The sequence below is a fragment of the Psychrobacter sp. CX14 genome, from assembly GCF_057396205.2.
Genome location: NZ_CM183187.1, coordinates 451,632 through 465,967, shown reverse-complemented (window position 1 = coordinate 465,967; position 14,336 = coordinate 451,632). Strand labels below are relative to the sequence as shown.

Annotated in this window: 14 protein-coding genes and 1 tRNA gene; 9 read left to right on the top strand and 6 right to left on the bottom strand. The window is 41.4% G+C overall.

Features of this window, described 5'->3' with window-relative positions:
• Position 1 precedes the first annotated feature (1 nt).
• Positions 2-907 carry a class II glutamine amidotransferase gene (locus AC2SLO_RS02000; RefSeq protein WP_486542497.1) on the top strand — a complete coding sequence of 302 codons (906 nt, stop codon included), beginning with the start codon at positions 2-4 and terminating at the stop codon, positions 905-907.
• Between the two features lie 58 nt (positions 908-965).
• Here the strand turns inward: AC2SLO_RS02000 and AC2SLO_RS01995 are convergent, their stop codons facing one another.
• Positions 966-1,514, bottom strand: a complete 549-nt coding sequence (locus AC2SLO_RS01995; RefSeq protein ID WP_486542499.1) for a YchJ family protein — start codon at positions 1,512-1,514, stop codon at positions 966-968.
• 305 nt (positions 1,515-1,819) lie between these two features.
• Here AC2SLO_RS01995 and AC2SLO_RS01990 point away from each other — a divergent pair, with 305 nt between their 5' ends.
• The gene (locus AC2SLO_RS01990; RefSeq protein WP_486542501.1) at positions 1,820-1,987 is read left to right on the top strand and encodes a hypothetical protein; all 168 of its coding nucleotides are present in this window, start codon (positions 1,820-1,822) and stop codon (positions 1,985-1,987) included.
• 18 nt (positions 1,988-2,005) lie between these two features.
• Positions 2,006-4,072 (top strand): neutral/alkaline non-lysosomal ceramidase N-terminal domain-containing protein, encoded by a 2,067-nt coding sequence (locus AC2SLO_RS01985; protein WP_495637083.1) that lies wholly within the window; start codon positions 2,006-2,008, stop codon positions 4,070-4,072.
• Positions 4,073-4,299: 227 nt separating this feature from the next.
• Here the strand turns inward: AC2SLO_RS01985 and AC2SLO_RS01980 are convergent, their stop codons facing one another.
• The 3 genes from AC2SLO_RS01980 to AC2SLO_RS01970 form a co-directional block, all read right to left on the bottom strand.
• Positions 4,300-4,683 (bottom strand): DUF2147 domain-containing protein, encoded by a 384-nt coding sequence (locus AC2SLO_RS01980; RefSeq protein WP_486542505.1) that lies wholly within the window; start codon positions 4,681-4,683, stop codon positions 4,300-4,302.
• 303 nt (positions 4,684-4,986) lie between these two features.
• On the bottom strand, positions 4,987-5,301 hold the full coding sequence (locus AC2SLO_RS01975; RefSeq protein ID WP_486542507.1) for a hypothetical protein: 315 nt from the start codon (positions 5,299-5,301) through the stop codon (positions 4,987-4,989).
• A gap of 165 nt (positions 5,302-5,466) precedes the next feature.
• Positions 5,467-6,465: a DNA/RNA non-specific endonuclease gene (locus AC2SLO_RS01970; RefSeq protein ID WP_486542509.1), complete on the bottom strand. Its 999-nt coding sequence runs from the start codon at positions 6,463-6,465 to the stop codon at positions 5,467-5,469.
• A gap of 272 nt (positions 6,466-6,737) precedes the next feature.
• Here AC2SLO_RS01970 and AC2SLO_RS01965 point away from each other — a divergent pair.
• Together AC2SLO_RS01965 and AC2SLO_RS01960 are read left to right on the top strand one after the other, a co-directional pair.
• Positions 6,738-6,828 (top strand) — tRNA-Ser (locus AC2SLO_RS01965).
• 221 nt (positions 6,829-7,049) lie between these two features.
• Entirely contained in the window at positions 7,050-8,354 is a 1,305-nt protein-coding gene (locus AC2SLO_RS01960) for an iron-containing alcohol dehydrogenase (RefSeq protein ID WP_486542511.1), read from the top strand.
• Between the two features lie 144 nt (positions 8,355-8,498).
• Here the strand turns inward: AC2SLO_RS01960 and AC2SLO_RS01955 are convergent, their stop codons facing one another.
• Positions 8,499-9,434, bottom strand: a complete 936-nt coding sequence (locus AC2SLO_RS01955) for a LysR family transcriptional regulator (protein WP_486542513.1) — start codon at positions 9,432-9,434, stop codon at positions 8,499-8,501.
• 383 nt (positions 9,435-9,817) lie between these two features.
• On the opposite strand from AC2SLO_RS01955, the gene AC2SLO_RS01950 reads away from it, so the two are divergent.
• From AC2SLO_RS01950 to ycaC, 3 genes are all read left to right on the top strand, one after another.
• Complete coding sequence (locus AC2SLO_RS01950) at positions 9,818-10,231, top strand: DoxX family protein (protein WP_486542515.1); 414 nt, start codon at positions 9,818-9,820, stop codon at positions 10,229-10,231.
• Between the two features lie 462 nt (positions 10,232-10,693).
• Positions 10,694-11,461 (top strand): YoaK family protein, encoded by a 768-nt coding sequence (locus tag AC2SLO_RS01945; protein WP_486542517.1) that lies wholly within the window; start codon positions 10,694-10,696, stop codon positions 11,459-11,461.
• Between the two features lie 348 nt (positions 11,462-11,809).
• Positions 11,810-12,484: an isochorismate family cysteine hydrolase YcaC gene (gene ycaC / locus AC2SLO_RS01940; protein ID WP_486542519.1), complete on the top strand. Its 675-nt coding sequence runs from the start codon at positions 11,810-11,812 to the stop codon at positions 12,482-12,484.
• A gap of 456 nt (positions 12,485-12,940) precedes the next feature.
• Here the strand turns inward: ycaC and AC2SLO_RS01935 are convergent, their stop codons facing one another.
• Entirely contained in the window at positions 12,941-13,267 is a 327-nt protein-coding gene (locus tag AC2SLO_RS01935) for a GNAT family N-acetyltransferase (protein WP_486542521.1), read from the bottom strand.
• Positions 13,268-13,591: 324 nt separating this feature from the next.
• Between AC2SLO_RS01935 and AC2SLO_RS01930 the strand changes: the two genes are divergently transcribed.
• Positions 13,592-14,305, top strand: coding sequence for a pirin family protein (locus tag AC2SLO_RS01930; protein ID WP_486542523.1), 714 nt, complete (start codon positions 13,592-13,594; stop codon positions 14,303-14,305).
• Positions 14,306-14,336: the final 31 nt, after the last annotated feature.

The window sequence follows — 14,336 nt, the reverse complement described above, 5'->3', positions numbered from 1 at the left end:
CATGTGTCAATTATTAGGTATGAACGCCAATACACCCACGGATATAGGATTTAGCTTTGCTGGATTTCGTGCCCGCGGCGGTAATACCGACCACCACAGCGATGGCTTTGGTATTGCTTTTTTTGAGCCTAATGCCTGTTCACCCGACGAGGATAATCCAGCCGCGCGTGGATTAAGACTGTTCCATGATGACAAGCCAAGCTTTGAGTCACCGGTTGCAGAGCTGGTAAAGAATTACCCGATTAAAGCGCTCAATGTTGTGGCTCATATCCGTAAAGCCACTCAGGGGCGTAATTGTCTTGCCAATACTCACCCCTTTGTGCGTGAAGTGTGGGGTGAGCAGTGGGTATTCGCTCATAATGGTCAGATGAGGGATGGCTTTATTAAACGCTGCCAACGCCTGCAAAGTAATGGTAATAGTGAATACTGCCGTCCGGTGGGATCAACGGACTCTGAAGCGGCGTTTTGTTATTTGATTAATCGCTTAAAATCGACCTTTAAACAGCGTCCTTCAGATGAGGCTTTATTTGCCTTTTTAACCACCCAGTGCCGTTATCTTGCGGCAAATGGACTGTTTAACTGTCTGATTTCTAATGGTGATTGGCAGCTTGCTTATGCCAATACCCTACTGTTTTATTTAACCCGTAAAGCACCGTTTGGAGAAGCCAAGCTTGCCGATGATGATTTGTCGATTAACTTTGGGGATGTGACCACAGACAAGGACAAGGTCACCATTTTAGTAACTGTGCCTTTGACTGAAAATGAAGACTGGCAACAGCTTGCGATTAACGAGTGTCTTGTCTTTCGAGATGGCGACATTGTGTTTCAAGACACACCAAGCCAGCGTAAGTACCTCAGTATCGAGGAAGGTATCGCTATTGCCCGTGAGGTTGGGGCAAGTGTTTAGTGGACACTAACCATTAAAACAAAACTTTGAAATGCCCTATATGACATATAGGGCATTTTTACGCAACAAACTGTCCACAACAGCGTTTAAACTTCTCGCCAGAGCCGCAAATACACGGCTGCTTTTGAGTCACCTTCAAACGAACTGTTGGGTCTAAAAAATACCATTGCTCGGATTTCGAGCCTGCTTTATCTCTGGCTTTGGCTTTGACGAATGCAGATAACTCTGGATGAAAGCCCAATTTAAGACTGCCTTCCTCCAAAGTATGATAATAAGCATTGAACGCTACCTGCGCATGCCGTTTACCTAGTTTCGACGTATGTTGCTTTATCTCAAGCCCTGCCCAGTTTGTCTCCTCTGCCCACATCTGTATGGCCTGTTTGTCCAAAGATGACTGCTGCGCTGGCAATGTGGTCGCCACAATATACTCAGGCAGTACTTTTACAAAAGCACTATAACGCGAGCGCATTAACATCTCTGCATTCTCGGCCTGTTTATCACCTTGATGCAGTGGCTGACAACACTCGGCATAAGAGGGCTGTGTGACGGGCGTTTCTACCGCTGTTTGGGTAAGTGATACTCTACAAGGACAGATCGTAGTTGGCATAATAGACCTCAGAATAATAACAACCAAAGCAGATTCAAGCTTGGTCAATAGATGGATAAATAACTGATACAAAGTGTAGCACTATATGAATCAAAACTCGCTTTGGCTCAAAAATGCTTAAAGAAGTGTTATCCCATCCATTTTTCACGTATATTAAGTGAACAGTCGTTACAGGGAACCCAACGACTTAGAGAAAAGGTGCGCGCCTATTTTGCTATAAATCATGCGTGCGCCTTTTACTGTTAACAAAATACAGTCCAATATCACATTGCGTCTCGTATTTTATTGTATGTTAAGGATAACCAATGAAAACCTCTTTTTCACCCACATCACTACTTCGGCCACCTATGTTACTTGCAATCATATCTACCGCCGCCTTCGGCATGGCACTCACCACTTGGGGTAACTCCTCGTCAGAGGATAGTCAGAAGCCTGAAAAGACTAGCGTTAATCCCTCAGCTCAAGTTGATTAAACAGCGATGCCGTCTTTATTGGCAACCAATGCAAATCCATCAACACTAAATCTACTTTCCTCAAACAATTCGAGCAATGGATACGCCCAAGCTGCCGCACCTGCCAGCCCTTATTTGGTAGGTGTTGGTAAAGCCGATATCACTGGCGCTGCCGCAGAGTCCGGTATGTTCGGTTATGCCGATGGTCAAGTGGTAGAAGGTATTAACGATCGCCTATATTCACACGCCTTTATTATTGGTGACCCAAACAGTGACAGCCGTGTTGTCTATGTGTCCGCCGATATGGGCGCCATGTTTACTTCCGTGAAGCTTGAAGTCATTAAACGATTGGCCAGCAAATTTGGTAGTGAATATAACGATGACAATGTGATGCTAACAGCGACCCACACCCATGTGGGTAACGCCGGCTATTCACATCAGCAGCTGTATCAAATCGCCAGTAATGATGACACCACCGCCGGCTATAGCACTCAAAACTTCAATGCCATCGTCGACGGTATTGTTACCTCCATTGAGCGTGCGCATAAAACTTTGACCCTAGGACGCTTGTCGTTAGCACAAGGCGAGTTAAAAGGTGCAACTATTAACCGATCTATTCCTGCTTATAATAATAATCATGATGCGCATGATTATGACAGCAATGTGAACGAGACCATGACGCAGCTTCGCCTTGATACCGCTGATGGTACACCACTAGGATTGATTAACTGGTTTGCGGTGCATCCCACCAGCTTTAGTAACCAGTTTATGCATCTAAGTGCGGACAATAAGGGGTATGCCCAGTTAGAAGCTGAGAAAAAACTGGCGCCAAATTCAGACAAGCCTTTTGTCGCCGCCTTCGCCAATGCCGATGAAGGTGACGTTATTACCCGCGGTGGTAATGCCAACTCTAAACCCGGCTATCAAGGCAGTGATAATGAATGGGAAAATGTGATCCGTGATGGAGAGCTACAAGTCAACAAAGCCATTGAGCTTTGGAATCAAGGCACTCCTGTCGTAGGTCCGGTTGATTATCGAGCACGCTGGATTAATCTGAAAGGCTATCAGGTCGATGCCAAGTTCACCGCTGGCGCAGGCAACAAAACCTTATGTTTGCCAGCACGCGGTTACTCTTTTGCCGCTGGTGGTGAGAATGGCCCCTCCAATATTCCTGGGATGTATGAGGGGATGACCCGTGAAAACTTCCGTATCAATGATGATATTAATAAAGTTGACCCCTCATTTTTGGGCAGTTTAACCCGAAGCATTTTTGGTATTGTCTCAACTGTGAACCAAGACGACTGTCAGGCTGAGAAGCAAGTACTATTACCGACGGGCAGCTGGGGCTGGATTAATACCGAACAACCGGTACAGTTGATGCGTATTGGTAATTTAGCCATCGTCGCTATTCCTGGTGAACCCACGACCATGGTCGGTCGCCGCCTACGTGCAGTGGTATTAGAGCAGCTAAAAGACTCAGGGGTTGATACTGTGATTATTAATGGTCTAGCTAATAATTACAGCGGCTATCTAAGCACTCGTGAAGAGTTTGCTATGCAGCATTACGAGGGTGCCTCTACCGAATATGGTCCGTATCAAACTAATGCTTACCTGCAAGAATACACGCTACTTGCTCAAGCCATGCGGGATAATACCGACATCTATGACACCACCAGCCCGCCTGATTTCTCTAACAAGAGCTTTACAGAGCGTCCAGGCGTTGTCTTTGATGACAAACCTCTACAAGAAAAGTGGGGGCAAGTTCTTATTCAGCCTAATAGCAGCTACCAAGTAGGCGAGACTGCTACAGCCATCTTCCGTGGTGCACATCCTAAGAACAACTTACGCACTGAAGATACCTTCTTAAAAGTTCAGCAGCTAAAAGAGGGTCAATGGGTAGATTACTTAACCGATAGCGATTTTGAGACCATGTATACTTGGAAACGTGATGGTATCAGCTATAGCAAGGTTATGATTGATTGGCGTATTGGAGAGCAAACGCCACCGGGCACGTATCGTCTAGTACATCAAGGCGACTGGAAGAATGGTTGGAACCAAAAGATTTCGCCATATACGGGTTACTCTAACGCTTTTACGGTGCAATAAATACTGTTCCATATAGTTTATCAATATAAAACGGATTGGAACAAAGGACTTACTGGTTATAGACAAAATAGTCAGTAAGTCCCTCTTTCTCACTATCCCTTTATATAAACGATAGACGCAAAAAAGCCAGACACTGAAGTGTCTGGCTTTTTGCTGTTATAACCCGTCTTTATAAGGATGGGGTTATAAAAGAGTTGCTTATTTAGCGACTCAAATTGAAGAGTAACTTATTTCTTTTTCCACGTTTGGCTACGTGAGAATGGACCTAAATGACCTTTCAGTTTTAAGTCGCTACCGCTTAATTGTGCGGTTAGACGATAGGTTTTACCATTTTCTGGATCAGTGATTTTACCACCGCTGTATTTACCGCCGCCATCAGCTTTTAAGCCTTGGATAACAGTACGACCAACAAACTTCTGACCTTCAGGACGCTTAGTTGAAATGATTTTACCGCTTAGCGTGCCATTAGATTCAACGATTTTAACAACTGCTTTTGGTTCGCCGTCATCATAAGTCTGCCAAGTGGTGTTAGCTAATGGATCAGCCGCCATAGCGACAGTGGCAAGACCTAGAGCTGATAATGCAAGAACTGATTGGTTGAATAATTTCATATTACGATTCCTTTCGATAGACGAGGGTTTACTTAGTTAAATTCATAAAATAATGAATTATATTAAACAAATAACTTATCAACATGCCTTTTCTTGTATGTTGTGCAATATCTTTGCAAAGTTATTGTTTTAATTACTACTTCTTGATTCATGGTTCGTTGTATCTTATGCCAGTGCCTATAGTCTGGTCAAGACATTTTTATTCGTGAACCATGAATGACTGTATTAATTATAGAGATAAAAACCAAAAAATAAAGTTTTAAATGATCTGTTTATTGCAAACTTATATTTCAACGGTAAGAGTTATGAAAAGGGATTGTCTACTTCGTTACCCGATTGCGTCTGTCCGCTTACAATCGACTCTTTTGTTGCTGTTACGTTGTCTGTTGCATTAAGCGTACCTTCAGCATCTGCTTGCTGCAATGCGCTTACCACATCATTAAACACTTGCTTTAGTTTAAGCGCCTGCTCAAGGCCTTTTTTGGATTTGGTAATATCAATATCACCATACACAATCACTTTATCGGTTTGATTCTCAAAGATAAGCTCACCGATTTGCATACTTTGATGATCATTTTCAAAAGGAGCAAATAGCTTTTTTGGGCTTGTCTCGTTCATTACGGCATTCCTTTATTGGCTAACAGAGGCTGATGATTTGACCACGCTATGGGTTATTATTGACTATAATAAATAATGGTAATAAAAGCCGTTATAAAAATCTTGATGGTCTTAGTGAAAACCATTCAAGCTTATTATAAGTAGATTGGATGAAAGCATCTGACATTATTTGGTTAAAAAATTATCCACAAACCAGCATAAAATCTCAACCAATATAAGATACCACAGCGGCTCATCTTCATCCTGCTGATTGGTATGCGGAGCATTGTAATCACTACGGTCGTCTATATCACTGAGCATAGTTGGTAATGACATGGGATTGGCTCTAGACTGCGGCGAAATACCTGGGAACACATCGATACCTGAACGCAGCGCCAGCTCATCAATACTAATCACCTCTACCCGTTTGGTATCGTCATTTGGCGCATAATAGGCACCGGCCTCCCCTGTCGATGGCACGTACAATGCTTTGAAGGTATGCGTTGGTACAATCACCCGCTTATTAAGCTGGGTGACTTTATTACCTCTAAAAGCCACACCGGTTACCACGTAAACGTCGCCATGCTTTTTGGTCAGATAACGGGTCACTGACTCCAAGTTTTTCCACACATAACGGTTATTTTCAGGAGTTTGCGGGATAATATTGGCTAGACTAAAACTATCATATTGCTGACTTTCATCAGCCATATCGGCATTGGGTGCAAGATGCCCGCGGTCATATCCTGAGCCCTTATAATCAGATAACTGCGCTCGCATACGACTTGGCAATCTGCTTTCACTATGGAAGCTGTCATCCCTAGGAATCTCTTCTGCTTGTAGCAGGCGCTCGCGGGTCAAATACTCAGCTGACCATAACGGTGTGCGTGATAAGCCAGAATATAAGGTAGCAAATCCATCAAAGCACAAAGGGACACTGTCTTTGACTAATTTATTTTGCAGTAAATCTGGCGCTATGCCGTCATAGAAATTTTGTCCACAACTTCTAAAATCAGCACTCCATGCTGCAATAGAGAAGAACAAACTTGTTATCACTACCAACAATGAGCGCAAGATAACTTGAACTGCGTTGGAACCCTGTCGTGCTTTATTGGCTATAGTATTGTGTCTACATCTTTCATTCACCACGTTTTTTACCGCCCCATACCTTGCTAAATTATCGTTCATTGCCCTACCTTTAAGCCAACAATACTACTCACTCATGCTAACCCAAAAAAGAACATCATCCTAACAATGCATGTCTTAAGAGTAAAGCGGTGCCGACGTTTAAACGTCGTTACATGACATGTATTTATTAAGCTTTATCTCATAAGCCCATATAGTTTACTGAATTCATGATTAAACAGCACTAATTGCCGGTTATATTAGAAAATAAAGCGAAAGTGACAGCTTATGATGACAACGGGGCCGCCTTTCGGTATACTATGCGGCTATCAAATGGTGAAGTGGCCGAGTGGCTGAAGGCGCACGCCTGGAAAGTGTGTATACGTTAATAGCGTATCGAGGGTTCGAATCCCTCCTTCACCGCCAATTTGATTAACTACTCTCCTTTTATATCTTCAATATTTACCAAGCCATTTCTTTTGAAATATAATTTAAGCACCTACTCAACACCCCTTTCTCATTGATGCAAAACCTTTTTTGCTATCGGCCGTTATAATAAATACCCCTCTAATAATCCCTATCTTGCTGATATTCTGCTATTATTTCCACATTAATAGACTATTTCATGCTTTAAAAAAGGATTTTTTATGCTTGCCAAAACCTCTCTTGAAACTCTAAGCTCACTACATCCAAAATCAATCAGCCGTAATGGTATCCTAGGCACCCTGACTCATTCAGGTTATGTCGCCGTGGCCAAAACTCGTGCTACCGCATTACAAGCCTTTGCTATGGTGGTGACCATTCCACGTCCACAGTTATTCGTTGGGGAACAATCTTGCTACGAGCTTTGCGATTTGATGATTAACGAAGGTGCTACTAATATCCTTATTGTTACCGATGCGGTATTAAATAAGTTAGGCGTTCCTGAAAAAGTTACTACTTATCTTGAAAGTAAAAACATCAGCTATCACCTCTTTGATGGTATCACTCCAGACCCTACTTTTAGTGTGGTTGAAGCGGGACTAAAGGCATCTGTTGATAATAACTGTGATGCCATTCTTGCCGTAGGTGGCGGCTCAGTAATCGATGCCTCAAAAATTATTGCTATAGCTCAAGCAACCAAACGTAAGCCGCAAAAGCTAATGGGCATCTTAAAAGCCTCCAAGTGTATGCCACTATATTGCATCCCGACCACGGCGGGCACTGGCTCAGAAGCCACATTGGGTGCTGTTATTTCGGATGATAAAACCCATCAGAAGTCATTGTCGATTGACCCGCGTATGGTGCCCTTAGCATCAGCCGTAGACCCGAAGATTATGCAAGGTATGCCGCCGCATATCACTGCCGATACCGGTATCGATGTATTGACCCATGCGCTGGAGGCATGGATGAGCGCCAATGCCAGTAGCGAGACTGATTATTACGCAGCCTCTGCAGCCCGAACCGTAATGCGGTATTTACCCATTGCTTATGAAAATGGGGAAGACTTAAAAGCGCGTGAACAGATGGGCATCGCCGCTCATTACGGCGGTATTGCCTTTAACAAAGCCGGTTTAGGATATGTTCACGCTATCGCTCACCAATTAGGCGCGGTGTACGGTATTCCACATGGCCGTGCTAATGCCATTGTTTTACCTTATATTCTTGATGCAAATCGCAATGTGTCTAAAACCAGATTGGCGCTGCTCGCTAAGAAGACAGGCCTTGTAGACCCTTCAGCTGATGATGCTGAATTGGCTGATTACTTCATTACTCAGGTCAAAGCCCTGATTGAACAGGTCAATATTGACCCTATCGTTAAAGGTATGAAAGAAGAAGACTTCAAGAAAATGGCCAAAGGCGCTGCGAAAGAAGTCAGTGATACTTATGCCGTTCCAAGATATTTAACCAGTAAGCAGATTGTTGCTATCTTGAAGAAGATTAAAACGGCTAGCGAAACGGATAGTCAATAAACCAAGCCAGATTTAGCTTAAGCCTCTATTAAAAAAGCCCGCTATCTTAAGATAGCGGGCTTTTTATATCGTCTATATTTTTAATACCACCATATACAACGACGGATGGGCACTATACACAATGGTTGCTATAAATAGTCGATACTAAAACTGATTAATCATACCCTCTGTTACCAGATGTTGATCCCAATAAGGGTCATCGCCAATTTGCTCAATAATAAAGTCTATCAAGAATCGGCAACGCTGCGATAAAAACCGGCTCTTAGGATAGACAGCATAGGCATTAATCTGTGGTAATCGATACTCAGGCATTATTGAGACCAACTCGCCACTTAATAGACATTTATAGGCAATAAAGGTCGGCATATACGCAATCCCATGCCCTTTTCGAGTCATGTCTAATAAAAAATCACCGTTATTTGCTTTGATTTTGGACTGAGTGACAATACGATGTGACTCGCCGGCATCATCTGTCAGTACCAATTCACTGGCACGCCCTAGTCCGTATTGCAAAAACAAATGCTCTTTTAAATCATTAATAGTCTTGGGCGTACCCTTCTTTGCGAGATACTTAGGGCTACCACACAGAACAAAGCGTATCGGCGTTAGGCGTCTGGCCTGATAACTAGAGTCTTTTAGCTCGCCAATACGCACAGCCATCTCATAGCCTTGCTCGATTAGGTCAACTTGTTTGTCTGAAAAATCCAGCTTAAAATTTAAATTTGGGTGCAGCTGCGAATACTCATGAATAATATCGCTTAAATGCATCAACCCAAAGCTTAACGGGGCAGTCATCTTGAGCGTGCCTTCAATGTGAGTCTGCTCTCCGCTAACCTCTTCATTCAAAATATCTACTTCGCTTAATATACGCCGTGACTGCTGATAATACTGACGGCCTGCTTCGGTCAGCGTTGAGTTGCGCGTCGTACGGCTAATCAGTTGACTGTTTAAACGGTGTTCTAAATCCTTAAGACGTCGACTCACTGCAGATTTAGCGATATTTAATTGTTCTGCAGCACTGGTGATACTACCCGCATCAACAATACGGATAAACAGTGCCATATCTTCTAATTGTCCCATTCCCATCCCTTCTTATCAGATAACCGTCTAAATTGTAGGTTATAAAATGCCTTAATTTATAAACAGGTTTATTTAACTCTTTATTGGCGTTTATTGTTGGCACTTAAGACCATTCCTGAGAGCATCCTGTTTTCATTGATTATTTTCTTTACTCTCTTACTACTTTGTAACAGACATAATAAGATAAACTGCAAAGTCTCAAGTGCTGTCGCTGTATAGATTAATAGTTGGTTTTATTGACTAGCACAGCAAAACTTCGGATTGTTCTGATATTAAGAACTATAATTTGCGATTATTGGTGTTTACATCGTTTTAGTCAACAATTAAGATACTCACCATTAGCAAAGAACATTAAAACAACGACTCTTTTTAAGGAATTAATCATGAACGCAATCTCAAACATCAGTGCCCCACTTGGCCGTATTCTAATTGCTGGTCTCTTTATCTACTCAGGTATCGGCAAAATCACAGGCTATGCTGCTACCCAAGGTTACATGGAAATGATGGGTGTGCCAGGCTTCATCCTACCTTTAGTTATTTTGTTAGAAGTGATTGGTGGTATCGCTATCGTGGTTGGTTTTCAAACACGTATCGTGGCATTGTTCTTGGCTATATTTAGCTTAGCCTCTGCCTTTATCTTCCACCCATTCAGCGATCCAGAACAGCAAAACCATTTCTTGAAAAACCTCGCAATCGCTGGTGGTTTCTTAATGATTGTTTCTCACGGTGCCGGTCCTTTCTCAATTGATGCATCAAGAGAGCCAGCCACAACAGCGCGTCATAACAACCGTATCTAATAGTTAGCGAAATCGCTTTACTCTAAATTTTAGTAAAGTCATTCATAAAGGGCGTATTGAACGAGGTTCGATACGCCCTTTATTGTTTGATTAGTTACCTAAAACCGCACTAATTGAGGGCTCAGACTCATCAGTGGATGCAAAACCATTAAGCTTTTAACTGAAACGCAACTCAAAAATGTGTATGTATCCTCCATAATTAAGTCATCATAATAAACTTGATACAAATTAGATTTGTGACCTTTGTACGCACTGTACATGCCACCTATCTGAGACTGTAGCAAGTTTATTTTTTATATATAGTGATAAGATTATATTTACAGTTTAATTCCTAGGATTAGCATTTATAAAATGTAAATCACCATAGTCCACTTTTTGAATACTGATAAGACGATAATCAATATAGCTCAGATTTGTCTCATTAGGAGTAACTTATGGATAATAATTTTTTGGAGTATAATAATGAGTAATCCGAATATTAATGACAATAAAGATGAGACCCATAAGGTCACAAAGCCTGACCCTCACTCTCAGTTAGGATTTTGGCAACGATTTCATGGCCCGATTCTACTGACCTTAGTCGGTGGTGCAATTGATACCATTGGTTTCGTTGGCCTATTAGGTTTCTTCACTAACCATGTGACAGGAAACTTAGTAACCGCCGGTAGTGCCATCGTGAAGAACGATAATAGTCTTTGGATTGACCTCTCTGTTCTTCCTGTGTTTATTATCACGGTTATGCTGACCAAGCGATTTATTGATCGCAGTGATTCGAAGTCGCCTATTTTAAGCCGCTTATTATTTACTGAAGTTGCTTTTTTAACTGCATTTATGGTTTCAGCATTGTACTTTGGTCCATTCAGCGATGCTGGTGCGGTTGAGCTGGCATTTACCGGATTTTTAGGCTTAATGGCCTTTGCTATTCGTAACACAGCGGGCAAGACAGTCATGGGTAAAATGAGCCCAACGCTATTGATGACGGGTAATACGACTAAGTTAGGTATGGATTTATCTGATTATGTTTTTAACCGTAATGAATGCAATATGAATGACTTACAACACAGCTTAGCGCTTGTTATGAGCTTCGTCACTGGTGCCTTCTTAGGTACAATCCTTTATATCTGGATTGGATTTTGGTCTATTGCTCCGTTCATCCTACCTGTTCTATATTTGGCGTTTGCAACACGCGATGAGGATTACCGAAAATCTCAGCAAATGCATCCTAAATAAAGAGCTCAATTTGCAGCACGTTAAGCCTCTATCTACCCAGGGGATAGGGGCTTTTTTATACCTAAATTTTAAGGGTTGCAAAGGTATACATAGAACAGCAGGTATTTACTTAACTTTCTCTACATTGTTTACAAACCACGTACCAAACAATACTAAGTCAATAAAGTTATATTGATTAGGAATGGTATTCTCTAAGGGTATCGAGATTACTTAGTTCTAATAATATTGCATTTAGCTTAGTTAAAGCAATCTTATTAAAATTTACTTAGTAATACGTTATATATAGATATATCAAGATTCAAATTTATTCTTACTACTATAAATAAACCAATTAAAAAGGACCTAGATATGTTTAAGCCTAAAAAAACAAAACTAAAAACGGATGACAATCTATATAAGCGTCTGTCTGTAGATGATGCTGTTGTACTATTTGTTGACCATCAAACAGGTCTACAAACTCTATGCCGCGACATGCCAGCTGATGAGTTCAAAAGCAACGTATTAGCTATGGGTAAAATCGCTAAATATTTCGATTTACCAGCAGTTATGACTACTAGCTTTGAGCAAGGTCCAAATGGTCCAATGATGCCAGAGCTAAAAGAGATGTTCAAAGACGCGCCTTACATTGCTCGTCCAGGTGAAATCAACGCTTGGGATAATGAAGACTTTGTTAAAGCAATTAAGAAAACTGGCCGTAAACAAATCATCATCGCTGGTATCGTAACGGAAGTTTGTGTTGCATTCCCAGTATTGTCTGCATTAGCAGAAGGCTACGAAGTATTCGTCATCACCGATGCTTCAGGTACATTCAATGATATGAGCCGTAACGCTGCATGGTTACGTATGCAACAAGAAGGTGCTCAGTTGTTAACTTGGTTCGCTATGGCGAATGAGCTACGTCGTGACTGGCGTGAAGATATGGAAGGTTACCTAAACCTTTTCTATGATATCAGCACTGAATATGCGCCATTAGTAGACAGCTACAATGCGGTTAAAAATGCTGATCCAAAAGACTTGCTATAATTAGTAATCCGAGATTCCGTAATGGAATGAAGACTGACATTCTAGGGCGTGTCCTCATTTTGAAAATGGTGATAAAAGTAAGATAAATCGCAGTCAGACAAGGAAGATAATGCCGTAAATATCGAGATATTTACTCGTCATTTGAGGCAGTATGACAAGATTTAGCTATTTTTAGCCCATTTAAATGTAATCGTACGAATTGAGGACACGCCCTAACTTAATGCTTATTTTTCTAATCAGCTTTATAGTGAGATAACTTTTAACTTACTAAGATTTGTTTAGTCTTCTATAAAAGCACCCTTTCTAACTCATAGTTAGTTGGGGTGTTTTTTATGTCTGTGTATTTCTTAAGGTTGGATTCTAATCGTGAGCCGATTAGGGTTAGAAAATGATAAGAATAAAGTCATAAAAAAATGAGCAACCTAAGTTGCTCATTTTTACGATTAAATCTAACGCTTATGCTTTAGCGTTATGGAATACTGAGTTATCTTGGTACTCAGGATGCTTATCGATATATGATTTGATAAAGGGGCAAATAGGTTTCACGCGTAGATTATTTTCAGCAGCGTAATCTAGTAGATACTTGGCTAAATAACCAGCGATACCACGGCCGCCTAACTCTTTAGGTACTTCGGTATGCAGATAAGCAATACCCGGTTCACCTTGAGAGGTTTCAAAGAAGTCATAATCTTCAAAAGCCACGTGGCCGTCAACGTGAATCTCAAACTTTTTGGCTTCTTTATTATCAATAACTTCGTAATTTAAAGGTTGTTTATCAGACATTATTATTCCTCTATTAATAACACCTTGCCCAATGAGCAATATCATTTTTATCAATGCTACCGCTTATTTATGACACAAGTGAATTTGGATGATTTATTAGTTTTAGAGTATCGAGCTTGGATAAAGACAGCCTAGCAAATGAATTGCTAGCCCCTTTTATTCGCTACGTTCTCATGATATATCGTTGTCATATGAACGTCTAGTTGACCTATGTACAAAAGCGCAACTATCAGTAACTTGCATTTTATTTTACAGGCTTTATTATGTACCTGTATTAAATCTTATATCGTCTTTATTAAGAATTGGTTGTTAAAGGTGGTTATTATGAAACTGGTTTACCATGCAGCTAATACACGTGGTGGCGCACATCATGGGTGGCTAAAAAGCAAACACACCTTTAGCTTTGCAGATTACTATAATCCGGACCGTGTCGGCTTTGGCGCGCTACGGGTTATCAACGATGACCATGTCGAAGGCGGCACAGGATTTAGCGAGCATTCTCACCGCAATATGGAAATTATCAGTATTCCTTTGTTCGGTCAGCTCAAACACAAAGACAACATGGGTAACGAGGGCATTATCGCAACTGGTGACATTCAGGTGATGTCGGCAGGCACAGGGGTGGTCCACTCCGAAATGAATGCGAGCAATAACCAGCCGGTTAAATTTTTGCAAATTTGGGTCGAACCCAATAAGATGAATGTAGAACCGCGCTATCAGCAAGTACGACTGGTTGACCTACTAAATCGCAATCAATTTAATCAAGTGCTGTCGCCTAACCCAGATGATGATGGGGTTTGGATTCATCAAAATGCTTGGTTTAGTGTTGGTGAGTTTGATAAAGGTGAGATTAGCACCTATGCCATACGTGGCCCATTAAATGGCGCTTATGTTTTTGTTATCTCAGGAAAAGTGGTCATTAAAGGTCAGATATTAGAAGGTCGAGATGGTCTAGGTATCACCGATACCAAAAACTTTACTATGGATGTGCTGGAAAATGCTCAGATATTGGTCATGGATATTCCGATGACATTCTAAGAGCATCGGAATTAGAAGTGCCAGAATAACA